This is a genomic window from Eisenbergiella sp. OF01-20 (assembly GCF_003478085.1).
Classification (GTDB): Bacteria; Bacillota; Clostridia; order Lachnospirales; family Lachnospiraceae; genus Eisenbergiella.
The window spans coordinates 140,263-164,529 of record NZ_QUES01000004.1 but is presented as its reverse complement, the minus strand read 5'-3'; the positions used below and the strand labels follow the sequence as shown (position 1 = coordinate 164,529).

The 24,267-nt window shown below is 48.8% G+C and carries 14 protein-coding genes; 5 read left to right on the top strand and 9 right to left on the bottom strand.

Translation table 11 applies throughout. The features are described from left to right. Nucleotides 1-347: 347 nt before the first annotated feature. From DXA36_RS07675 to DXA36_RS07660, 4 genes are all read right to left on the bottom strand, one after another. Nucleotides 348-2,141, bottom strand: a complete 1,794-nt coding sequence (locus DXA36_RS07675) for a sensor histidine kinase (protein WP_118677971.1) — start codon at nucleotides 2,139-2,141, stop codon at nucleotides 348-350. After that, nucleotides 2,125-2,928 (bottom strand): response regulator transcription factor, encoded by an 804-nt coding sequence (locus DXA36_RS07670; protein WP_118677969.1) that lies wholly within the window; start codon nucleotides 2,926-2,928, stop codon nucleotides 2,125-2,127. Before DXA36_RS07670 ends, DXA36_RS07675 begins: the two co-directional genes overlap by 17 nt. Before the next feature lie 319 nt (nucleotides 2,929-3,247). Further along, nucleotides 3,248-4,006 (bottom strand): hypothetical protein, encoded by a 759-nt coding sequence (locus tag DXA36_RS07665; protein WP_118677967.1) that lies wholly within the window; start codon nucleotides 4,004-4,006, stop codon nucleotides 3,248-3,250. A gap of 257 nt (nucleotides 4,007-4,263) precedes the next feature. After that, nucleotides 4,264-5,313 (bottom strand): AraC family transcriptional regulator, encoded by a 1,050-nt coding sequence (locus DXA36_RS07660; protein WP_118677965.1) that lies wholly within the window; start codon nucleotides 5,311-5,313, stop codon nucleotides 4,264-4,266. A 148-nt stretch (nucleotides 5,314-5,461) separates the two neighbouring features. On the opposite strand from DXA36_RS07660, the gene DXA36_RS07655 reads away from it, so the two are divergent. Beyond that, nucleotides 5,462-8,428: a glycosyl hydrolase gene (locus DXA36_RS07655; protein ID WP_182478975.1), complete on the top strand. Its 2,967-nt coding sequence runs from the start codon at nucleotides 5,462-5,464 to the stop codon at nucleotides 8,426-8,428. 69 nt (nucleotides 8,429-8,497) lie between these two features. On the opposite strand, the gene DXA36_RS07650 is transcribed toward DXA36_RS07655, so the two are convergent. Both DXA36_RS07650 and DXA36_RS07645 read right to left on the bottom strand, forming a co-directional pair. Continuing rightward, nucleotides 8,498-10,021 carry a response regulator transcription factor gene (locus tag DXA36_RS07650; protein WP_118677961.1) on the bottom strand — a complete coding sequence of 508 codons (1,524 nt, stop codon included), beginning with the start codon at nucleotides 10,019-10,021 and terminating at the stop codon, nucleotides 8,498-8,500. After that, nucleotides 9,996-11,771, bottom strand: a complete 1,776-nt coding sequence (locus DXA36_RS07645) for a sensor histidine kinase (RefSeq protein ID WP_182478974.1) — start codon at nucleotides 11,769-11,771, stop codon at nucleotides 9,996-9,998. The genes DXA36_RS07650 and DXA36_RS07645 overlap by 26 nt, the downstream gene beginning before the upstream one ends. Nucleotides 11,772-12,028: 257 nt before the next feature. On the opposite strand from DXA36_RS07645, the gene DXA36_RS07640 reads away from it, so the two are divergent. The 3 genes from DXA36_RS07640 to DXA36_RS07630 all read left to right on the top strand — a co-directional run bounded on the left by DXA36_RS07640 (nucleotide 12,029) and on the right by DXA36_RS07630 (nucleotide 15,293). Further along, the gene (locus DXA36_RS07640) at nucleotides 12,029-13,369 is read left to right on the top strand and encodes an ABC transporter substrate-binding protein (protein WP_182478973.1); all 1,341 of its coding nucleotides are present in this window, start codon (nucleotides 12,029-12,031) and stop codon (nucleotides 13,367-13,369) included. 145 nt (nucleotides 13,370-13,514) lie between these two features. Continuing rightward, nucleotides 13,515-14,426 (top strand): carbohydrate ABC transporter permease, encoded by a 912-nt coding sequence (locus DXA36_RS07635; protein WP_182478972.1) that lies wholly within the window; start codon nucleotides 13,515-13,517, stop codon nucleotides 14,424-14,426. A gap of 9 nt (nucleotides 14,427-14,435) precedes the next feature. Further along, entirely contained in the window at nucleotides 14,436-15,293 is an 858-nt protein-coding gene (locus DXA36_RS07630; protein ID WP_118677953.1) for a carbohydrate ABC transporter permease, read from the top strand. A 313-nt stretch (nucleotides 15,294-15,606) separates the two neighbouring features. On the opposite strand, the gene DXA36_RS07625 is transcribed toward DXA36_RS07630, so the two are convergent. The 3 genes from DXA36_RS07625 to DXA36_RS07615 form a co-directional block, all read right to left on the bottom strand. Next, the gene (locus tag DXA36_RS07625) at nucleotides 15,607-18,108 is read right to left on the bottom strand and encodes a glycogen/starch/alpha-glucan phosphorylase (protein WP_118677951.1); all 2,502 of its coding nucleotides are present in this window, start codon (nucleotides 18,106-18,108) and stop codon (nucleotides 15,607-15,609) included. 228 nt (nucleotides 18,109-18,336) lie between these two features. Further along, nucleotides 18,337-21,504 (bottom strand): isoleucine--tRNA ligase, encoded by a 3,168-nt coding sequence (ileS, locus tag DXA36_RS07620; RefSeq protein WP_118677949.1) that lies wholly within the window; start codon nucleotides 21,502-21,504, stop codon nucleotides 18,337-18,339. Between the two features lie 533 nt (nucleotides 21,505-22,037). After that, nucleotides 22,038-22,610, bottom strand: a complete 573-nt coding sequence (locus DXA36_RS07615; RefSeq protein ID WP_118677947.1) for a hypothetical protein — start codon at nucleotides 22,608-22,610, stop codon at nucleotides 22,038-22,040. 228 nt (nucleotides 22,611-22,838) lie between these two features. Here DXA36_RS07615 and DXA36_RS07610 point away from each other — a divergent pair, with 228 nt between their 5' ends. Further along, nucleotides 22,839-24,104, top strand: a complete 1,266-nt coding sequence (locus DXA36_RS07610) for a chloride channel protein (RefSeq protein WP_118677945.1) — start codon at nucleotides 22,839-22,841, stop codon at nucleotides 24,102-24,104. The last annotated feature ends 163 nt before the right edge of the window (nucleotides 24,105-24,267 follow it).

The window sequence follows — 24,267 nt, the reverse complement described above, 5'->3', positions numbered from 1 at the left end:
CCCCTTCCCTCCTTCGCTTGTGGCAAATGTGATATTTCCTTTGATAAAATCACTTTTCTCTTATTCACTTTATTCGATATATTTATTTTATAAGGTTACAAACCGTAAATCAGTGGGTTATTTTTATATCTTATGTGTATTATTTTTAACTTTTTTATATATTTTGCCTCATTCCTTCAGGTTACTTATCCAAAACAACGGATATCCCGCACTACAGGACATCCGTTGTCAGCATAAGACATCTTTTATTCCCTCTTTTTGCGCTTGTAACCGTTCATCCAGATCTGAACCGTTACCGCCACGTTTTCTTACGGGCAGCGCAGTAAATGCGCAGGCCTTCCTGAACTTTACTTCATCTTTCCCTTCATCACCACCCGGCAGCCGCCCCCCTGTGCCGGATACAGTGTCACGCCATATTCCGGGCCGTCGGAAAGCTTGATGCGGTTGTTCACATTTTTCAGCGCCACACCGGTCCCGTTCTCCGAATCCGTGGCCTCATAATTGATCTCCGCCAGCTGGGCGTTCAGCTCCCTGCTCCTCTCCGGCGTAATGCCCGTTCCGTCATCGGTTACGGTCACCGTCAGCGTTTCCCCTTCCGCTTCGGCACAGATGCGGATGCTTCCCCGGTGGCCGTTTTTTGGCAGAATTCCGTGGCTCCAGGCATTTTCCACGAGAGGCTGCAGCGTCAGCTTCAACACACTTATCTGTAAAAGGGGGCCGTCCACCCTGCATTCCAGGCTGATACTGTCATCAAACCGCATATTTATGATGCTTACATAGGCTTTGACATGCTCGATTTCCTTCGCCAGAGGTACTCTGTGATTTTTCATATCACAGCTGTACCGCATCATATGGGACAGGTTTTCCGTCAGCAGGACAATGGAATCCACCTCTTCTATCTGGGCGATGCAATAAATATTATCCAGCGTATTATACAGAAAATGGGGATTGATCTGGGACTGCAGGGCGGAAAGCTGGGCTTCCTTTTCCTGTACCCTGCTCAGATACATATTGGCGCTCATTTCCTGAAGCTTGCGTTTCATCTGATTGAAGCGGTTGCCGATCTGGCCCAGCTCGTCATTGCTTTTCACCTGGATAAACGTATCATTCTCTTCTTCAATGGTGCTGATAAGCTTGTTCAGCAGCGTTATAGGCATCATGATCCGGCTGCTGAAAATAACAGTCAGCGCCATGGCGGCCACACCGGTTCCCAGAATAATAAGATTGATATTCCGTATAATACGGTTCATATCCCGGAAGGTATCCTCCGTGGATTCTGCGGAATAAATATGCCATCCGAACTGCTCATTCCCCACCCCGTCCACAAACCATTCCTTATTCAGGAAGGTTCCCGACTTTCCCAGATCCTCCCTGTGGTTAGCAATCAGCCCGGTGATGTCCTTCTCCTGATCCGGCGTCAGGTTGATGCGGGCCAGTATTTCCCCGTCGCCGCCGGCTATCAGATACCCCCTGGAATTCTGCGTATATTCCTCAAAAATCCCCCGGATATAATCCATATTGATGCTGAACAGAATAAACGGCTTCTCCTCCTGTCTAAATCCGCTGGAAGAAGGCACATTCCAGGCCCTCATATAATAGATCGCCTCATTTTTAGTTATATTTTCCGGCCTGAAGTCCTCCGTCAACGGCCCGTACACCAGCTTCAGGCTGCCGTTTTTGCGGAATTCCCGATACCAGTCCGCTTCCTGAAACGAGAAATCCTTCTGTATGGCGCCGTTACCCACATAGGCATTTTTATTTTCATTCACATAAAAGATAACCCCCGTAACAACGGACTGCAGGTTATTGCCGTTTATCGTTTCCTTCACCTCATGTTCATAATCCAGCCGCTGCTTCATCTGTTCAAAATCACTCATATGAGGCTGGTAACGGAACATTTCATACAATTGCTCGCTGTTGAAGGATATAAAAATCTGATTCACCTTATCAGAAAGGCTGTTAAGTTCATAATTGATTTCCTTCATCTGCTGGGAATTATTCTGCTCCAGCAGGCCGCTGATAAAGTCATGGCTGTAATAATTAATAGAAAGCGTCGTCCCCAGCATTGCCACCAGCAGAACCAGGCCGAAGGCCAGGATCAGTCTCGTCCGCATCCCCAGCTTTTCAAATTTCCGTTCCATCCCCGTCCTCTATCTCTCTGGCAATGCGCGCTTTATATTCTCCCGGGGTCTCCCCGCTGATTTTCTTAAACACCTTGGTAAAATACTGGTAATCATCATACCCCACTGCCCCGGCAATCTGTCCCAGCTTATATTCCGTGGATGCAATCAGTTCCTGCGCTTTTTCCACCCTTATCTGCGCAAGATAGTTCACCAGGGATTTTCCCGACACCCTCTTAAACAGGCTGGAAAAATAGGATTCCGTCACATGGCATTCCTCTGCCATCCGGCTGAGAGGATAATGCCTGGCACAGTCCTCCCGGATATCCTGCATGAGCTTTTCCACAAACCGGGAGGAAGAATTCTCGTCCGTAAGCGCCGCCAGACGCTCCTCCAGCACATCTCCCACGGGACTCTCCCCCTGCTGCCGCTCCGCCTCAAGCTGCCGCACACACTCATCCAGAATCCCGTTCAGTTGATCCCTGCTCACCGGCTTCAGCAGATAATCCACGGCCCGGAACCGGATCGCCCTTCTCGCATTGTCAAAATCATCATAGGCAGAAATCATCACAATTTTCGCTTTGGGGTTGATTTCATAAATCTGTTCTCCCAGATCACAGCCGTTCTCCTGGGGGAACATAACATCCGAAAGAATGATATCCGGCATCTCCTGCCGGAAAATCTCCAGGGCCTGCGTTACATTTTCCGCTTCCAGGACATCCCCGATATGATTCCTCTCCCTGTCAATCATCCGGACGATACCCTTGCGGATCCATCGTTCATCATCCGCCACAAGTACTTTCACCATAACTCCCCTTCTCTCCCGTAAATGATAGTAACCGTTCAGACCTGTCCGGACCGTTACAAATAATTCCCTCTATGCATACCATAGTCCCCCTGCCTCCAAACCCGGGAAAGAACCATTTCCCTGTTATATAGCTTATCACCAGCAGCATTTTGCAGTCAATGTGTTCCGCCGCATTCTTTCCGGTACCGATCAGGACATAAAAAACAACACCTAAACCTTTTGGCTTAGGTGCGTTACTCAAACTTCGCAGGCGCAAAATGGCCTTCCGCCCGCTGTCTGCGGCGCGCTGCCGGGATGGAGAAGGATTTTTCTTCTGCGTTCAATCTTCCGTGATTTCACGCACCTTATCCACCGTAATTCCGCATATTTCTGCGATTTCCCCTTCACTTCGGCCTTCTTTCGCAAGGGTAATTATTTTTTTTGCAAGCAGCAATCCTTGTTCTATGCCCTGTTCTTCAATCGCCTCACTTAAATTGCACATTTCTTTCAGCTCCTCTCCCATTTCACGTTCCATGTCCATCCCATATTTTTGTACCAGAATTTTTTCTTTTGCTTCCACCGGCGCATTCATGCATATCCATATACTGTATACTTTTTTCAGCCCGTTATAATCGGAAGCGGTAAATTCCCTGTCCATTTGTTCCGAAATCATTCGTGCCCCATAAAATATTCCCCTTGTGACAATCCGGTATTTTAAATAAAAACTTTTCTGCGCTTCAATATTGATCAGGAGCTTTATCATGGACGGATCTTCGTCCCCAGGAATCCAGGCCCGGAACCGGATATCATATGTAATGCAACCTTCCCCCGGGATTTTACTTTCTGTATTGTCCCCTGTTATCAAACTATCCTCTTTTCCCTTCCCTCCGGGACGCAACGGAGTCCTGGCAATTTCAATATCGGTATCAATCCAACTGACAATCTCCTCAACCGAATACCCTTCATATTCTGCCGCAGCACCTTTAAGAATCCGGGCAAGAACCTGCCTGCTGCCCAAAATGCGTTTCACATGTTCATCATACTGTACCTTTATCCGGGCAGCTTTAAGCTCCTCAGATATCCATGTCCTTTGTTTCATTTTTACCTCCCAAATGGGCAGGAACACGGATAATGCCGCCTTGAGGCATGCCTTTCGTCCCTGCCGTTAAATAAATGTGATTTTCGGCAGAAACTGCCAGAATGTGCGAGCGCACATGATGAAATAATACGAATATAATTATCATACTTTACAGTTTACTGATTGTCAATATAGCAGTCAAAACTTTAACATATCCTTTTTAACAACGGGAGTAACACTCTAGTACAGCATTACCGTGATAGTAATGTAACGCTGTACTAGTACTGGCATTCCTTCCGGTACCGTGCAGGGGTTATCCCGTGGCACTGTTTAAATACCCTGTCAAAATAGCTTCTGTCCCCATAGCCTGTCTGTGCCGCAATCTCCTCAATGGTCATCCTTCCCTCCTTCAGAAGCGTACAGGCCCGGTTCATACGGAATTCCATGACCAGGCTGCTGAAGGTCCTGTAGGTATATTTTTTTATCAGACGCATCATTGTCCGCTGCGTATAGTTAAAATGACCGGCCAGGGTTTCCAGCGTGATATCTTTGTAATGAACGGAAATATAAGAGATAACCCGGACAATATCCACCTTATCCTCCCCCATGCTCCGGCAGGCGATCCGTCTTTCATACTGACGGGCCAGAGCGATAAAAAGCCCGGCCAGATTCACATTCATCATATTCTGGTACATTTCTTTTTTCCGGTAATATTCTTCAATAACCGTCAGGAGATAAGAACGTGCCCCGCTGTCCTCCTCACAGGAAAATACCAGATGGCCGGCAGGCGATTCGATATGGTACAGCGCTTTGATAAAAAAGGCGGATATAGGATTGGTATTATCCAGCAAGGGCAGAAGCGTACTGTGAAACCATTCCTTCTTCATAATAATATTAAAAATAACCGATTCCTCCTCCTCAATTCCCAGCTGATGCACAGCTTCCAGGTTATAAATACAGATATCGCCCTCGTTAAGCGTTCCTGCTTTCCCCTCTATCGTGGTGGTACAATGCCCCTGATATACAAAAACCAGCTCAAAAAAATCATGGTTGTGATACCGGGTCACAAACCGGTGCACTCCCTTTCTGCGATCCGCGGTTTTTATCGTTTCCATAGCTGCCTTTACCTGCTCTTCCCCGGCAAAGGCATGCTCCGCCCGTATGGTTTGATGGTTTTCCTTTTCCCCGTCTGCCCCGGCCTCTTCCTCCCCGTTATCCCCAGACAGATTGGTATAATACCCCTCTCTGCTGTCTTTGGGGCTCTCCGGCCTGCTCTTTTCCCATGCGATCCATTCCCGCACGGCATCTTGATCCTTCTCCTCCGCCATCGCTGTCTCCTTGTCACTTTATTACATAAATATTATTCTTTTTCGTCCTGTTATTCAATACTGTCCTGCCAAAAAACATCCTATAATGGACACATCATGTAACAGGCAAGCCAACAATTTCTTACTTGATTCCCAAGAGGTGATATTTATGAAAAATTACCGTACCAATCCCCAATGGCCTTCACTGGCCCACTATGAAACCAAAGGAAGCTTTCCGGAAGAATTCCGGAAACCCGCCGGGTGCAGCCGGCCCAGAATGCGGTGGTGGCTTCCCTCCGCCATGCTCAGCATGGACGGCATTGAAAAGGATATCCGTTCCATGGCGGAAGCAGGCTTTGGCGGCGCCGAAGTTGTCCCCATGCCCCGCTTCGATACCTCCGGCGCTTTTACCATTGAATGGGGCACTCCCGGCTGGAAAGCTTTCGCCAGGCATATTCTGCGTACCGCGGCGAAATATGACTTTACCATTGATTTTTCCATGACTCCGTTCTGGCCCCTTTCCCTTCCCGGCATCACCGATGCCTCCGACCCTTTGCAGGGCGCGCAGATGGAAGCGGATTCCGCTTATCGGGACGGAATCACTAAAGACCGCCCTTATTCCGGCCCCGTCCCGATCCCTCCCCAGGCTGTGGAGGATGCCGCCAGTGCAGGCACTCTTCCCCGGCTGGCTGCGGTGACCTGCGCCCGTTATGCGGATAAAGAAACCAAAACACTTGCTTATGGCTCGGCCAGAGCATTCCGCCTCGGGGAAGAGGTCATTCCAAAGGATGGAGATCCCCTTTCCTGGAGTATATCCTTCTGCCCGGAGGAGGAAGGGGAGTACGTGCTGTTCGGCTGGTGGGAGCATCCTTCAGGAAACAGGACCTGTCAGAATCTCCAGCTGGATCATTACAGCAGGGAAGCCACCAGGCGTCTTACCGGATATTGGGAAAGGGAGCTTATCCCCTGCTTCGGCGGGGACTTTTCCAATATGGTTTCCCTGTTCATCGATTCCCTGGAATTCCAGACCCATCTGGACTGGACCTATGGCTTTCTGGATGCTTTCCGTGAGCAAAACAAGTATGATCTGGCCCCCTATCTGCCGGCTCTGTATGATCCGGACAGTCCGGGCTGTTTCGTATCCTTCCCTGTGCCGGAATTTCGGTTCGATGAACACACGGAACAGATCCTACGTGATTACCAGGAATTTCTCACCCGGCTCTACATAGATAACCATCTGGTGCCGCTTACCGCATTTTGTGAAAAGCATCATATAAACCTGCGCTACCAGACTTCTTATGGAAAGGTTCTGGAATTGGCCCAGACAGCCATGTATGTATCCATCCCGGAGACCGAAACGCTATACGGCGGGGATATCCTTGATTTCTACCGTCTGCAGGCAGGCAGCATGCACCTTTCCGGCAAACAAATCTATTCCATTGAGGCTTCCGCAGAAATGAACGGAAGGGGCAACGGCGGCGTTAATTCCGGTAATTACCAGCAGACCTGGGGGAACCAGCTGTGGCATATACAACGGGCTTTTTCCTGCTGTGTCAACCAGGCCGTGTTCCATGGTTACTCCTACGAGGGTTATTATGAGGGAGAAGGAAACGAAAACGGGTTTCTGCCGGGAACACACTGGCCGGGCTACACCACCATGGGCTACAGTGAATTCTCCAACAACTGGAGCAGCTGCCAGCCCAACTGGCTTCATGTGAACCATTACACCGATTTCCTCGCCCGGAATCAATTCATACTCCGGCAGGGGATTGGCAGAACCGATCTTGCCGTCCTCCGGCAGAGCTATGAAGAAACCATTGATTTCAACCAGGCGGTTAAATTATATGATGACGGCGGGCTTTTGGAGCAGCTTGGCTATACCTATGATTTTATCAGCCCCTCCGCATTGGCACTTTCCGGGACCATAGTCTCCGAATCGCCGCAGGAGCCGCACCATGCGGTGCTCGCAGCCGACGGCCCGGCCTATAAGGCGCTGCTTTTGGAAAACCAGACCTTCCTGCCCTATGAAACCGCCCTCCGGCTGCTGGATTTCGCCCAAAAAGGCCTGCCAATCCTGTTCGTGGGTGAGCTTCCCCGGCAGTCCGCCTTCCATCGGGAAAAGGATATCACTCCGATTATAGAGGAACTGCTGCTTCTTCCCGGGGTAAAACAGGTACCTTCCGTACAGGAGGTTCCCGGACAGCTGGAGGCCCTGCGGATCCTTCCCCTTGCCAGATATCACAAACGCTCCCGGATACTCAATGTTTCCCGGCATACGCCGGATACGGATTTTTATTACTTCTATAATTACGGAGATGCCGATACCTATCCCCAGGCGCAGGAAATGCCTTCCCAGGAAACCTTGGTTACCCTGACGGGCGAAGGGATCCCCTGTCTGCTGGATGCCTGGAGCGGCTGTATCCGCCCTCTTGCCGCTTACCAGACAGGAGAAGGGACCGTTACCGCACTTCTGAACCTGGAACCAGGCGGCAGCTGTATCCTTGCCCTGACCCGGGATCCGGCCCGTCTCGGCCTGGATCTGCCTTCTGTCCATACGGAAGATTTAAGCATCCGGGCAGAATATGATACAGCCGGCGGCATATACGAGCAACTGCCGTCCGGCTCTCCCATTGCGTTGGAAAACTGGAAGCTCATACTGGAAAAATGGACCGACAGCCCGGTTCCCTCCGAAAGCGTAAAGACGGTTTTCACTTTCGATCCGCTGCCGGATCTGGTACCCTGGAAGGATCTTCCGGGGCAGGAAAGCACCTCCGGTATCGGTATCTATGAAACTTCTTTTTTCCTGGATAAGGCCTGGGAGGACAATACAGGCTATCTCCTGAAACTGGGAAAAATCTGTGACAGCTTCAGCATTACAGTCAACCACAGAGAAATCCCTGTGAATCAGTCCTCCTCATCCATCGATATCGGTCCCTGCCTGCACAGAGGGGAAAACACACTGACCATTACCGTAGCCTCCACTCTCCTCAATGCCCTGCTGGATTATACCTACAGGAATGCGGTCACCTATCCTAAATGGCAGGCTGAGATAAGAGTTCCCGATCCTTACGGTTTATGGGGGAATGTCTGCCTGCTTCCCTATGATAAAAAGACGCTTGTTTCCCCGCAGAGGTAACTTTATTCAGGAAACCGGGACGGCCCCGAAAATGGACCGCCCCGGTCATTTTTCCGGGTTTTTTCTGTTTCAGTCCGGCCCTGTATCTCTCCCGTTCCGTTTTTTTAACGTCCGTTTATATTCCCGGATGGTCATCCCTGTTGTCGTCTTGAAAAGGCGGATCATATAATTCATGTTCTGGAAATTCATCAGGGAAGCGATCTCATTCAGGGAATATTTTCCGCAGTCCAAATATTCCCTTATCTTTTCCACCCTTCTGTTATTCACATATTTCACATAGGTTTCCCCGGTATATTCTTTAAACCGTTTGCAAAAATGCGGCACGCTCATAAAACTTAGCTGTGCCGCTTCTGTGAGGGGTATCGCTTCACAAATATGCGCTTCCAGATACTGCAGCACCGATTCCATCGTGTCATCGGCCAGCCTTTTTAACAGGGACCGGGACAGCTCCTGCATTTCTGCCGTCAGCTCCTGTTCCAGCCGGCTTACGCAGGGAGCGTTCATAATTTCCTCCAGCTTTCCCCCGAATCCCAGAATCAGCTGGCTTGCCAGGCTGTATTTCTGGGCAAGGGCATAAATAAACCGGTTCATCCCGTGGAACAGTTCTTTTTTAACCAGATCCGGATCCTCCATCCTGGCCCTGCAATGTTCCAGAAAATCCCCCAGCTGCCTGCCGAACTCTTCCATCCATCCTTCTTCTGTAAAACGATCCGCATCCGGAGAAAAGGACACTTTCCTACCCATCCCGGATCTATCTGCTGCAAAAAACCACTTTCCCTGTTCATAGAAATCCTGGCGCAGCATGGCAAGCCCTTCCTGGTACCGTTCCCGCATTTCCTTCAGTTCTTCAAAAAACCCGCTGCACCCTATCAGCAGCCGCTCGTTTACAAACAGCCGCACATTCTGATTCAGGCCGTCACAGTATGTTTGGAGCTGCTCCGCCTTTTTTCCGGCGCTTTGTTCCCCGGGAAACTGGAACAGGATAAACATTTCTTTATTATAAGGCGAAAAAAAGGTTCCCATACCTTCCTTTTCCACAATGTTATCCAGCAGATGGATCAGCATCGTTTTATCCACATGCCCTGATAAAAGGGAATCATCCGGGCTGTCGCGGCTCTGAAGCTTTAAAACCCCCACCGCATAGCTGCTGCAGCTTACCTGTCCCTCCTGTGTCCATCTCTCTTTCCCGCCCGGGCTTTTTTCCGCAAGCCGTGGCAGGATTTTCTCCCCGTTTATTTTTTCTATTACCTCATTTAATTTTTCTTCCGTAACCTCCTGCTTCAGGATATAGCTGTCCGCCCCTAATTCCAGCGCCTCCCTGGCATAGGAGAAATTATCATGGCAGCTAACGATTATGATACCCGTGCTCAGGTTTTCATCCCGTACCGCTTTAATAAACGCCAGCCCGTCCATATCCGGCATCTCGATATCGGTTATCACAATATCCACCTGGCTGCCTCCCCGCAGGTACGCCAGAGCATCCAGGGAAGAGGAAAAGGTTCCCTGCACCATGATATCCTGTTTCCCTTCCAGAAAGGTCTGGATCCCTATCCTTGCCAAGATCTCATCATCGATTATAATTATCCGTATCATTTTCCTCCCTCGCTCCCCTCTCCATAACCGGCAGGATAAAATGGGCGCAGGTGCCTTTCCCCGGTTCACTCTCCATAAACAGGCCAAAGGGTTCTCCGTATTCCAGTTTGATGATCTGCCGGATATTCTTTATCCCCACATTGGTATGCTGCTTGTCGGCGGCCTCCTCCTGCCGCTCCCATTCCGGGACAGCAAAACCTTTCCCGTTATCACGGATCACCACATGCAGCTTCCCTTCTTCCCGGTACGACTGCAGCTCTATCCTCCCGCCGCTCAGTTTCCCCCTGCTGAAGCCGTGGATAATGGCATTTTCCACTATAGACTGCAGCAGGAATTTCCTAATCAGCAGGTTCTCCGTATCCGGTTCCACACAATAATGCATCTCAAAATTCATAAATCTTGTTTTCTGGATCACCACATAATGCTCCAGCAGCTTTCTTTCCTCGGCAACCGTATGAAGGCTGCTGCCCTTGTTTGTGATCTGCATCAGGATATAAATGAGGGAATCTGTCACATTTTGAATGGTGGCCTGCTTGTTAATCACCGCCAGCCATTTGACCGTGTTCAGAGAGTTATAAATGAAATGGGGATTCATCTGGGAAATCAGCACCTGCATTTCGAAGCTGTTTTTCTCCCGTTCCACCTTCCGGTTATCCAGAATCAGTTCGTTTACTTTTCTTGTCATTGCATTGAAATGGATGAAAAGGCTGTTGATTTCCTTTGTCTTATAGATTTCCTCCGCGCTGATTTGCAGTTCGCCTTCCGCAAATCGGTCCATGGCATGGGTCAGGGAAAGGATAGGATGGATGATATGACGGTTCATCAGCACAATCATTACAAATATCAGAATCACATAGATACAGGCTATCATAAAAATACTGATCCCCACCGGTTTGAAATCCGTAAAAAAAGAGCTGACCGGAACGATTGCCAGCTGGATCCAATCCGTCTTGTAGGATTTCGAATAGGCTACAAGGCAATTCGCTCCCTGTATTTTCCGGGTGAAAAATCCGGTTTTCTCCGTAAATACCATGCCTGGTATATGAAAGTCCTGATTCAGTCTGCTGTTATCCGAGGAATACAACACCATGCCGGAAGGGTGAAGGACATAGGTGACGGCACCGTTCATTTTAATGGTGCCGAAGGCATCGTCAAAAACCGATTTATCAACCGTCATAAACATGATTCCAATATTCTGCTTATCCTCTGCATTCAAAGCGCGGGCAATCACATACTTGTAGGTCCCGAACGGATAGGGGGAGTATATGCTTCTGGGAAGCCAGACCACTCTTCCTTTTTCGCCGGTAATCTGGGATCTGCATTTATTTACATAATCAACGATAGAGGCATTGGATGACCCCGCATGGACCATAGTCCCCCGCACTTCTATCTGCATGGACGCCATTTTCGAGTTGGCATTGCAGATGTTGCTCATTTCCAGGCGTATTTGCTCCCAATCCGCATCGGTGATCTCCTTTTTTTCCAGAATATCCACCGTATTATTATGATACAGCGTCATGGATAAATCCCGGTACTGGTTATAAACGGTATTCAGCTGTTCCTGGGTGGATTTCAGATTAGTGACCAGATAGTCCCCATAAATCCTGCAGGTATAGCGGTACATGATACTGACCGACAAAAGTATGACCAACAGAAAAGGTGCTATAATCAGAAAAATATAGTACAGCACCACATGATGCTTCAAACTGATTGACAAGGGCTTTGCTAAAAATAGGCTTTTCTTCTCCATAAACCCTCCCGTACGCACGGATAGAATATTTTTCATTCTATCATACGCTTTTTTCATTTACAACCGGACGGAAGGTTCTGGAAAATTCGGATAAAATCGTGAATAAATCATAAGATCCGTAACATTTTTAAATTCTTATGCAGGGATTGGATAATATTGTGAACCGGAATGGTAAGATTGTTAATTGTTCCGTACCCAAAAGCCGATATAATGAAACCATAATCTCGAGGTTACCGCAAAAACAAGGAGGATTCATTATGAAAGGGAAAAAAGTTCTGGCTCTCTTAACCTGTACTGCGCTTCTGGCCGGCAGTCTGACAGCCTGCGGCAATGCCGCTTCCACAACGGCGCCATCCGCACAGGAGCCTCAGGAAACAAGCACAGCTCCTGCATCGGAGGCTGCTGAAGAAACACCCGCCGCCTCAAATGAGAACGCGGCGGATGACTCCATTACCGGTTCTTTAACCATTTGGGAACATGGCACCGGCTTTGAAAACTCTCTGGCCGCCGTAATTGAAGGTTTCCAGAAAAAATATCCCAATGTGGAAGTGGAATATGAAATCAAGGATGGGGATACCTATTACAGCCTCCTCACCACTGCCATCCAGTCCGGGGAAGCTCCTGATCTCTTCTGGACCAACGGCACTGCTACCACAAATATGCAGGATTATGTAAAAAACGACGTCCTCATGGATATCAGCGATTTGGATTTCAGTGCCCTTACCGAGGACAGCATGAAGCTTGCCACCATCAATGACACGGTTTATTCCGTTCCCTGGCTTACCATGGACACAAGGGCCTGCTTCTATAATAAGGATCTCTTTACCGAAAACGGCTGGGAAATCCCCTCAAAATTCAGTGAATTTGAAGATTTGCTTGCAAAACAAAAGGAAGCCGGCGTGATTCCCATCTCCTTCTCTCCCACCAGCTTCGGCAGTGTTTTATTTATCTTTGAACCGGTTTTATCCGCAATGGATCCGGAATATACCAAAGGTCTTTCCGATTATTCCGTTAAACTGACCGATCAGCCGGCAAAAGATGCCCTGAATAAAATGCTGGAATGGGCGGACAAAGGATATTATGGAGATAACTACAAAGGTGTTATTGACGGCTCTGCAGCTATTCTCACCTTTACCACCGGCAAAGCAGCCATGTTCATCGGCGGATCCTGGGAAATGTCCAGCATTGAATCCAATAACCCGGATTTGAATTACGGAGCCTTCCAGATTCCCGCGGAAGATGGTACTACCGGTATGGTTGGTACCTGTGCAAACGGCTTTTCCATTTATAAAGATACCAAAAGCCCGGAAGCGGCAAAGGCCTTCGCCCAGTACTGCGCATCCCTGGAAGCACAGACCACATGGGTTCAGGTACAGAGAGCCGTATCAGGAAGCCCGGAAATCCAGTCTGCGAATCCCATTGCCAACGAGATTTCCAACTGTGATAACGTATATACAAGCTGGCAGTCCCTCATTTCCAAACATTCCGTGGAAGGCGGAACCGGAAATGCAATTACCGAAGAATACTTCCCCAAGCTTTTCGTAGGGGATATCACCGTAGACCAGCTTATGGATGATTTGGGAAAAGAAATGCAATAGCAAATGCCCGATACGGACCTGTAAAGCAACCATCCAGACGGCCCTTTGTGCCTTGCGGCATCCCCTCCCCTAGCAGGGAGGGGATGCTATGGACGGTTTCGCCGCAGGTCCGTATAGATGTCACGAAACAGACAGGAGATCGAATATGAAACAACGAAGAAAGAAAAAGCCGTATCTCTTTTTTATAACTCCCGGCTTTATTGCATACACCATTTTTATCATCCTTCCCATCCTTTATGTCATATACCTGTCGGTGTTTGAGTGGTCCGGACTGGGTGAAATGAAGCTGGTCGGAATGGAGAATTTTAAAACCTTATTTACAAATACAAGAATTGCCCCCGTATTTTTCAACGCCCTGAAAAATAACCTGAAATACCTGCTTTGTGTCTGGTTTATCATCACACCGTTCCAGTTCCTGGTGGCATATTTGTTTTATCTGAAGATTCCCTTCTTCAAATATTACAAGTTCATGATATTCATGCCCTATGTAATCAGCTCTACCATCGTAAGTTTTTTTGCCACTATGGTATTTAACCCTACCATAGGTTTTCTGAATACCTTTTTTGAGAAATTAGGGTTGGACGGTCTGGTGAGCGCATGGGTAGGTGACCCCAAGCTGTCCTTTAAAATCATGATTGCCCTCGTCTTATGGCAGGGCGCCGCGTCCGGTATGATGATTTTCTACGCCAATATGATGGATATCCCTTCGGATATTATCGAAGCCAGCAAAATAGACGGCTGTTCCGAGGCGCAGCGCCTGTTCCGCATCCTGATCCCTTTGTCCCTTCCGGCCTGCTCCTCCATTATCGTCATGAGCTCTATCTGGGCACTGGGTGTTTTCGATATTCCGTTTATGCTGGGAGGCCCCACCGGGGGCGTAAACAGCTCCCTGGATTTTGTCAATCTGGTTTTTTACCGGTATACCTTCGGCAGTGTACTCAGCGGCGAGGTAAATCTGGGCTTCGGCGCTTCCATCAGCGTAACCATGTTTTTTATCATCATGATCGTTACCTTTATCCAGAATAAAGTGCTTACCAAATTTGAATACGATACCTAAGGAGGACATATGGCAAAGAAAGGAAAAAACAAAGAAATCATATCCGGCACTTCCCGCCTGGTGCGCTGGATATTTTCCATATTACTGCTTTTATTCACAAGCATCACCATATTTGTCCTGTTTTCCACCTTTTTAAATTCCTTTAAAACAAAGGCAAATATCCTGAACGATACGTTTGGCTGGCCCCAGTCCTTTTCCCTGGACAGTTACATCGAAATTTTCAAAAAGGACAACTTCGGACGCTACTTTCTCAACAGCATCCTCCTGACCGGCTGCGGCACCACCGGCTGCGTGATGCTTGCCGCTCTGACGGCATTCGGCATTGCCCGGTATGAATTTAAGGGAAAGCCCCTTCTTACCTCTTATTTCCTGTTTGGAATGATGTTCCCCATCCAGGTGAGCGTCCTCCCCTTGTTCATCATCCTGAAAAAGCTGTCCCTTCTGAATAAGCTTCCGGGAATGATACTGGTATACGCCTCCGGCATTTCCCTTTCCGTATATATCTTCCAGAAGTTTTTCCGCACCGTCCCCACCGCTTTGGATGAATCCGCACGGCTTGACGGCGCAAGCGAATTCCGCATTTTTGCCCAGATCATCCTTCCGTTATGTAAACCGGTTATTTCTACGGTAGCATTAATCACGGCGGTAGGCGAGTGGAACGATTTCTATATGCCTATGGTTCTCCTGGGCGGGAAGAGTGTGCGCACCCTGCCTCTGGCAATTTATAATTATCTGAATGAGTTCATCAAATATATGAATGTGTCCTTTGCGGCTGTTATGATAACGCTGATTCCCATCATTGTTATTTATTTCCTGTTTTCCAACCAATTGGTGGAGGGGATTACCGGCGGGGCGGTCAAGGGGTAGGGCGGAACACGGTATCCCTTTTTCCTGTATCACATTCTTACGGTCAGCGCAGTAAATGCGCTGACCTGCTGATTAGTTTCTAGGAATTTGTCGCCATTCAGTAACAGTTCACGTCCTCTCCCACAGGTGCAGAGATGCTGTGAATGCTAACATTTTCGTTCATGAATTTAAAAGATGCCTTCTCACCAAACCAGTACTTTTTGTACTCCCCTTGATGAATCCGGCATCTTTTAACAACAGCTCCCATTTGTCCGAACTGTTATATCTTTTATTCTACTATCATCCGATTACACTTTATGTCAATGAATATCGTTTATTTTTCCGTCACCTTGGTCTTCTCCGCCCTCTTCGGCAGCACCACCTTATCCAGATGCCAGATTTCATCCACATATTCCTGGATGGTTCTGTCGGAGCTGAACTTTCCGGAGCAGGCGACATTCAGTATGGCGCTCTTCGCCCAGTTTTCCTCATTCCGGTAAGCTGCTTCCACCCTGCTCTGCGCTTCGGCATAAGGCTTGAAATCCTTCAGGATGAAATACATATCCGCCTTGGAGGTGCTCTGGGTGTTCAGCAGGGAATTGTAAAGAGGACGGAACAGCTCCGTATCATACGGGGCAAAGGTCCCGTTGATAAGCTGCATCAGCACTCTGCGGATATCCGGGTCGTTGTTGAAAATGTCCATGGGATTATAGCCGCCGTAGTTTTCAAACCGGATGACTTCATCCGAGCTTAAGCCGAAGATGAAGGCGTTTTCCATCCCCACCTCTTCCACAATTTCCACATTGGCTCCATCCATGGTTCCCAGCGTCAGGGCACCGTTAAGCATGAATTTCATATTTCCGGTTCCGGAAGCTTCTTTGCTGGCCGTGGAAATCTGTTCGGACACATCCGCCGCCGCAAATATCCATTCCGCATTGGAAACCTTGTAGTCTTCAATAAATACCACCTTTATTTTGCCGCCGATGGAAGGGTCGTTGTTCACCACATCCGCCACCGCATTGATCAGCTTGATGGTCAGCTTGGCATTCCGGTAGCCCGCCGCCGCTTTGGCTCCGAAAATAAATGTCCTGGGATAGAAATCCATATCCGGATGGTCCTTCAGTCCATTATAGAGGTACATGATGTGAAGGATATTCAGCAGCTGGCGTTTATACTCATGAAGGCGTTTCACCTGTACATCAAAGATAGAACGGGGATCCACCTCCACACCGTTGTGCTCCATAATGTATTTGGCAAGGCGCACCTTGTTCTGGTACTTGATGTTCATGAACTCCTGCTGCGCTTTTTTATCCTCCGCATAAATCTTCAGGCCGCTGATCCGGGACAGATCCGTAATCCAGTCACTGCCCACATGCCCGGTTACCCACTGTGCCAGAAGCGGATTCCCGTGAAGAAGGAATCTTCTCTGGGTGATGCCGTTTGTCTTGTTATTAAACTTTTCAGGCATCATCTCATAGAAATCCTTCAGTTCCTGTTTTTCCAGGATTTCCGTATGGAGCCTTGCCACGCCGTTGACAGAATAACCGGACACGATAGCAAGATGCGCCATCTTTACCTGTCCGTCATAAATAACGGCCATTTTGGCAATTTTGGACTGGTTGCCGGGATACATCTGGGAAACCTGGGCCACAAAGCGGCGGTTGATTTCTTCCACAATCTGGTAAATACGGGGGAGAAGTCTGGAAAACAGCTCAATCGGCCATTTTTCCAGGGCTTCGGCCATGATGGTATGGTTGGTGTAGGCACAGGTCTTTGTGGTGACCGCCCAGGCCTCATCCCAGGTCAGATAATGATCATCCATCAGGATGCGCATCAGCTCTGCAATCGCAACCGTAGGATGGGTATCGTTGAGCTGGAAGGTTACCTTTTCATGGAACTTCCGGATATCATCGTGCTTCCTCATATACTTTTCCACCGCTTCCTGTACGGAGGCGGAGATAAAGAAGTACTGCTGCTTCAGGCGCAGCTCCTTACCGGCGTAATGGTTATCGTTGGGATAGAGCACTTCCACAATATTTCTTGCCAGGTTTTCCTGCTCCACAGCCTTCTGGTAATCCCCTTTGTCAAAGGACTCCAGCTGGAAGCACTCCACCGGCTCCGCATCCCAGATACGCAGCGTATTCACAATACCGTTTCCATAACCCACAATAGGCATATCATAAGGTACGGCCTTCACGGACTGATAGCCTTCCTGCTTAAAGCAGTTGCGTCCGTTTTCATCCACATATACATTGACGTAACCGCCGAATTTAACCTCTTTGGCATATTCCGGACGGCGCAGTTCAAAAGGATTGCCGTCCGCCAGCCAGTTATCCGGCACTTCCATCTGATAACCGTCGCGGATTTCCTGTTTAAACATCCCGTAACGGTAACGGATTCCGCAGCCGTATGCGGCATAGCCCAGAGTCGCAAGGGAATCCAGGAAGCAGGCCGCCAGACGTCCCAGGCCGCCGTTGCCGAGCGCGGGATCCGGCTCCTGATCCTCCACGATATTGATATCAATACCCAAATCCTCCAGGGCTTCCTCCACATCGCTGTACGCCTGCAGGTTGATCAGGTTATTTCCCAATGCACGGCCCATCAGAAATTCCATGGAAAGATAATATACGGTTTTCGGATCCTTTTTCTGATACTCCTTCTGGGTATTCATCCAGTTATCCACAATAGTATCCTTGATGGCATAGGACACCGCCTGGAAAATCTGCTGCTGGGTAGCTTCCTCCAGGGTTTTACGGTAAAGGGTCTTTACATTATAAACCACACTGTTCTTGAATAAATCTTTGTCAAATTTCTGAATCACCGGTTTCTTAAGCATTTATTTCCTCCTCGCTCCTCATAACTATCTCTCAATTTCCGGTCTCCTGCGGTGATGCGGGGACCGTTCTTTCCTACTATATTTATGCCTGATGTACGCCCAATACGTACAGTTTACAACAATTTACCAGATATGAAAACAGTAATTTTGTAAAAATAAGTATTAAATTCAAATAAAAAAGCCGCCACTTTACCAAAGCGGCGGCTCCTATCGTCAGCAAAACAATAATTACTGCACTTTTTCGATAGCGATGGTCACATTTTCCCCGTTTACGTTCCATTCCTTGCTTACAGCCAGCATATCTCCTGCCGTAATGGAATCTGCAAGCACCTTGCCGGCAATGAATTCCCGGTTGGCGGAGGCTACCTCTGCTATTGAATCGTTTCCGCACAGAGACACCCGGATGTGATCCATGACCTCAAAACCTGCTTCTTTACGCATCGTCTGGATTTTACTGATGATTTCAAATACAAAGCCTTCTTCGATGAGTTCTTTTGTCAGATTGGTATCCAGGACTACCGTCATATTGTTGTCGGCCTCGGACACATAACCCTCCTTCTGGGTCATCTCAATCAGCAGATCCTCCTTCGTCAGGCTGACCTCCACACCGTTTACCTCAAAGGTAATGGCTCCGGAAGCATTCAGCTCGTCCATTGCGGCATTTCCGTCCAGGGCAGCCAGGGTCTTTTGGATTCCTCCCAGCTGTTTGCCGTATTTCGGGCCTACCGTACGCAGCTGGGGCTTGAAGGTGTAGGTGGTAAACGCTCTCACATCGTCGGTGAATACCACTTTTTTCACATTCAGTTCATCCTCCACGATTTCCTTATAGAAATCACTCAGGGCGTTTCCTGCTTTTACAAACATGGTACCGATTGGCTGACGGTTCTTGATATTCGCCGTATTTCTGCAGGCGCGTCCCATTACCACGATATCCAGCACTTCTTCCATGGCCTCTTCCAGTCCCTTATCCACAAAGGCGGGATCCGCAACGGGGAAATCACACAGGTGCACGCTTTCCGGCGCGTTTTTATCCAGGCTTCTCACCAGGTTAAGGTAGATTTCCTCTGTCATAAAGGGAATCATAGGTGCTGCGAGCTTGCTCACGGTTACCAGGGCGGTATACAGCGTCATATAAGCATTGATCTTATCCTGCTCCATTCCCTTAGCCCAGAAGCGCTCACGGCTTCTTCTCACATACCAGTTGCTGCAGTCATCCACAAAATCCTGAAGCGCTCTGGCCGCCTCCGGGATCTGGTAAGCGTCCAAGCGGGTATCCACCTCCGTGATCAGGGTATTCAGACGGCTTAACAGCCATTTATCCAGCACGGAAAGCTTATCGGCCTCCAGCTTATACTTGGTGGCGTCAAAATTATCAATATTGGCATACAGTACATAGAACGCATAGGTGTTCCAAAGGGTACCCATGAATTTACGCTGTCCTTCGATCACAGCCTTGCCATGGAAACGGCTTGGCAGCCAGGGCGCGCTGCTGGAATAGAAATACCAGCGGATAGCATCCGCACCGTATTCCTGCAGGGCCTCGAAGGGATCGATCGCATTCCCCTTGGACTTGCTCATCTTCTGTCCGTTCTCATCCTGCACAAGCCCCAGGACAATCACATTTTCAAAGGAGGTCTGATCAAAAAGCAGGGTGGATTCCGCCAGCAGGGAATAGAACCATCCCCGGGTCTGATCCACAGCTTCGGAAATAAACTGGGCAGGGAACTGCTGCTCAAAGGTTTCTTTCTTTTCAAACGGGTAATGGTGCTGTGCAAAAGGCATGGCTCCGGAATCAAACCAGCAGTCGATTACCTCCGGCACACGCTTCATGGGCTTGCCGCATTTCGGGCAGGGTATGGTGATGGCATCGATATACGGACGATGCAGCTCCACCGTCTTTGCCTCCGGGATGCCGCTTAATGCTTCCAGTTCTTCCCGGCTTCCAACGGAAAGCATTTCCCCGCAGTCGCACTGCCAGATATTCAGGGGCGTCCCCCAATACCTGTTTCTGGAAAGCCCCCAGTCCTGGATGTTTTCCAGCCAGTCTCCGAAACGGCCTTTTCCGATGGATTCCGGAATCCAGTTTATGGTATTGTTGTTGGCGATCAGATGCTCTTTAACCGCCGTCATTTTTATGAACCAGGATTCCCTCGCGTAATAGATTAACGGGGTATCGCATCTCCAGCAGAAGGGGTAGCTGTGCTCAAATTTGGGTGCCGAGAACAGCAGGCTGGCCGCCGCCAGTTCCTTCAGGATGACCGGATCCGCTTCCTTACAGAAGGTCCCCGCCCAGGGGGTTTCCTTCGTCATTTCCCCCTTGGTATCCACCAGCTGGACAAAAGGCAGATCATACTTGCGTCCCACGTTGGCGTCGTCCTCACCGAAAGCAGGGGCGATATGGACCACGCCGGTACCGTCGGTCAGGGTTACATAGCTGTCACAGGTTACATAAAATGCCTTTTTATGCTGTTTTTCACAGGTTTCCACCGCACAGTCAAACAGCGGTTCATATTCCTTATATTCCAGATCCTTACCCACATAGGTTTCCAGCACCTCATAGGCGGGAACCTCCGGATTTTCCTTGTTCAAATCGCCCAGGACCGTATCCAGCAGCGCCTGCGCCATATAATAGGTATATCCGTCCGCCGCTTTTACTTTCACATACTCTTCTTTGGGGTTTACGCAAAGAGCCACGTTGGAGGGCAGGGTCCAGGGGGTGGTGGTCCATGCCAGGATATAAGCATCCTCTCCTTTTACCTTAAAACGGGCGACCGCAGAGCGTTCCTTCACGTCCTTGTAGCCCTGGGCCACCTCATGGGAGGACAGGGGCGTACCGCAGCGGGGGCAGTAAGGCACGATTTTAAAGCCCTTGTAAAGAAGGCCTTTATCCCAGATTTTTTTCAGCGCCCACCATTCCGACTCGATATATTCATCATGGTAGGTTACGTAAGGATCATCCATATCCGCCCAGAAGCCGACCTTCCTGGAAAAATCCTCCCACATGCCCTTATATTTCCATACGCTCTCTTTACATTTCTCAATGAAAGGGGCGATTCCGTACTCTTCAATCTGTTCCTTGCCGTCCAGGCCCAGAAGCTTCTCCACCTCCAGCTCCACCGGAAGTCCGTGGGTATCCCAGCCGGCCTTTCTGGGAACCATATACCCCTTCATGGTACGGTAACGGGGAATCATATCCTTGATGGCACGGGTTTCCACGTGGCCGATATGCGGTTTCCCGTTTGCGGTGGGCGGTCCGTCATAAAAGGTATAAGCAGGGCAGCCCTCCCTGATTTTCATACTTTTTTCAAATATTTTGTGGTCTTCCCAGAATTGTTCCACCTCGTGTTCCCGTTCCACGAAGTTCAGATCTGTATTTACCTTGGTGTAAAGTGACATTTCTTTCTTCCTTTCCACGGCCTTCAGCCGCTAACGTCCGGGCAGGCCCGAACCGTTGCCCTCAGCCATTCCTCCTGAAAAACTGCTCCATAAAACCATTGACAGGACTGCCGGTCTCCCGGTATTTCCCGGAAAACAAAAACCCCGTCCTTGTAAAAGGACGAGGTTCAAGACTCGTTATACCACCTGTTACAGCATACGGCCTATAAAAACAGACGTCTGCATAAATGACGCTGTCCCTATAAGAATATATGGTTTCCCGTAACGGGGGAAATCCGGCGTTGCCTACTCGTTCCCTTTCAGCCCGCAGCTAAGAAGTGATCTTCCCCATGCCTTACTCGTACCGGTCTTCCACCTGCACCGGCTCGCTGCAGCTTTCCAGCATGGCTACTGTCTTCCTCATGGCTTTTTTCCTGTGTTCATGTCGGTATTATATAGCCCGGAAAGCCGCATTGTCAAGGGGTTTTAGATTCTTTCAAGGACAGCGCGGCAGAGAGGCCGTGAATTATAACCACAAAGGAGCGAAATTATTATTATTTTGATACCAAATATGCTAAATGAGTCTCTTCATCATTATCTTTATTTCTTAAAAGCATTATGATTCGGATTCCTCCTATTCCATCATGCGCTTCTACCTGTCCAAGCGGTAATTCAACATATTTTTCAATTACTGTCCCATCCTCCGCAAGCCAATTATCGGGTACAATATTATTCTCTATCCGTATTGCTCGAAGAAAAATTGACCCGCATTGTGTATTCACAGCAAACCTATCTCCACCCTGCATTTTATATACTTCGTCTCCACTATTATAAGGCTCAAGAATTTCCTGTGTTCCGGCGGACTCATTCCAAACTACCAAATTAATTTCTTCTGAACCTTCCTGCGCAGCAAATGTATCAAAATCTTGTATAGCAATTATGGGCTCTGAATTCCCTTCTTCTATATTTGACTCAGCTTGGATACTGTCAGTTTCCATTGCAGAAGGCGCTTCCTGTGTTACCACACTTTCTTCCGGCTCCATTTTTTCCTCAGGACTTCCGCAGCCCCACAATACCACAGGCAGAAATAAGAATACACATAATAGACATATTTTCTTATATTTCATATCTTAATCCCTCCATACCATACTATTATTTTTTAACAATAATAGTAACTGTCACATTTTATGTCAACGATTTTATTAAAAACTAATCCGGCAAGTCTTGGTTGTAACGTTCAGACGCCCTTTGTGCTCTGTCCCTGAAAACTTGAAAAAGTATTTTCCCTGGCCTCCGATATATGGTATATTCTGTTTGTATACAATCTTGTTTGCCTAAGATAAAGGAGTTTATTCATGAATTGGATAAAAGCATATGTACTTAAAATATACCATAATATGGGTCAATATCTGCGGTGGCTGTTTTTCAGCGCCCTGACCGGGACGGCCGTGGGCCTCTTTGCTTCTCTCTTTTCCTGGTGCCTGAACCAGGCGACCGCACTGCGCACCCGGAACCAATATATGTTCCTCACCCTCCCGTTGGGCGGTCTGCTGATTGTTTTCCTCTACAAGGCTTTTCATTATGAAAATAACGGCGGGACGGATTCAGTCATCGAAAGCATCCACAGCAAGATCATCATTCCCTTCCGCATGGCGTTCCTCATCTTCTGTTCCACCATTATCACCATCCTCTGCGGTGGTTCCGTGGGGCGGGAGGGCGCTGCTCTTCAGATCGGAGGAAGTATGGGTAAAAAGCTGGGCGACCTCTTCCATTTTAATGAAACAGACAAGAAAATCATTCTGATGAGCGGCATGGCTGCCGCTTTTTCCGCGCTGTTCGGCACCCCTATGGCGGCCGCCTTTTTTGCCATGGAGGTCTCCAGTGTGGGCATTATGTATTACGCCGCACTGGTACCCAGCATCTGTGCCGCCCTGGTTGCCAACGATATCGCCAAATTCACGGGCGTGCAGACGGAAAATTTCCACGTCATGAATGATCTGGAGCTTTCCCTTATCCCCGGCCTGAAGGTAGTGCTTCTGGCTGCCTGCTGCGCCATACTGAGCATTTTGTTCTGTATGATGCTTCAGATGGGGGAACGGGTATTTAAAACATATTTTTCCAACCTCTATATCCGTATTGCTGCCGGAGGCTGCCTGCTCATCCTCCTGACCCTTCTCACACAAAGCCAGGACTACCTGGGCACCGGCATGCCCGTCATTGAACACGCCCTGGCCGGCACCGCACTGCCGTGGGCTTTTTTCTTTAAAATGCTCTTTACGGTCATTACCATCTCCGCCGGCTACAAGGGCGGGGAAATCGTACCGTCCCTTTTCATCGGCGCCACCTTCGGCTGTACCGCAGGGGCGCTCCTGGGACTACCCGCTTCCCTGGGAGCAGCCGTGGGCATGATCGCCGTTTTCTGCGGAGTCACCAACTGCCCTGTCACCTCCCTGCTCATCTCCTTTGAGCTGTTCGGCTTTGACGATGCGTATTATTTTCTCATCGCCGTAGCCACCAGTTATATGCTGTCCGGCTATTACAGCCTGTACCACAGCCAGACCATTGTCTATTCCAAATTTGAAAACAAATACGTGAACCAGCATACCAGCCACCGGTTTTAACCGCTTGGCTTCCTGATCCCCGCACAGCGGCGGCCATGCGTGGTAACCTGAAACATGAAAAAACTTGCTTTCTTTCTCAATTACGCGTATTATATTTGTAACTCAAACTTCGCAGGAGCAAAATGGCCTTCCGTCCGCTGGCAGAGCGGTGTCTCCGGGACGG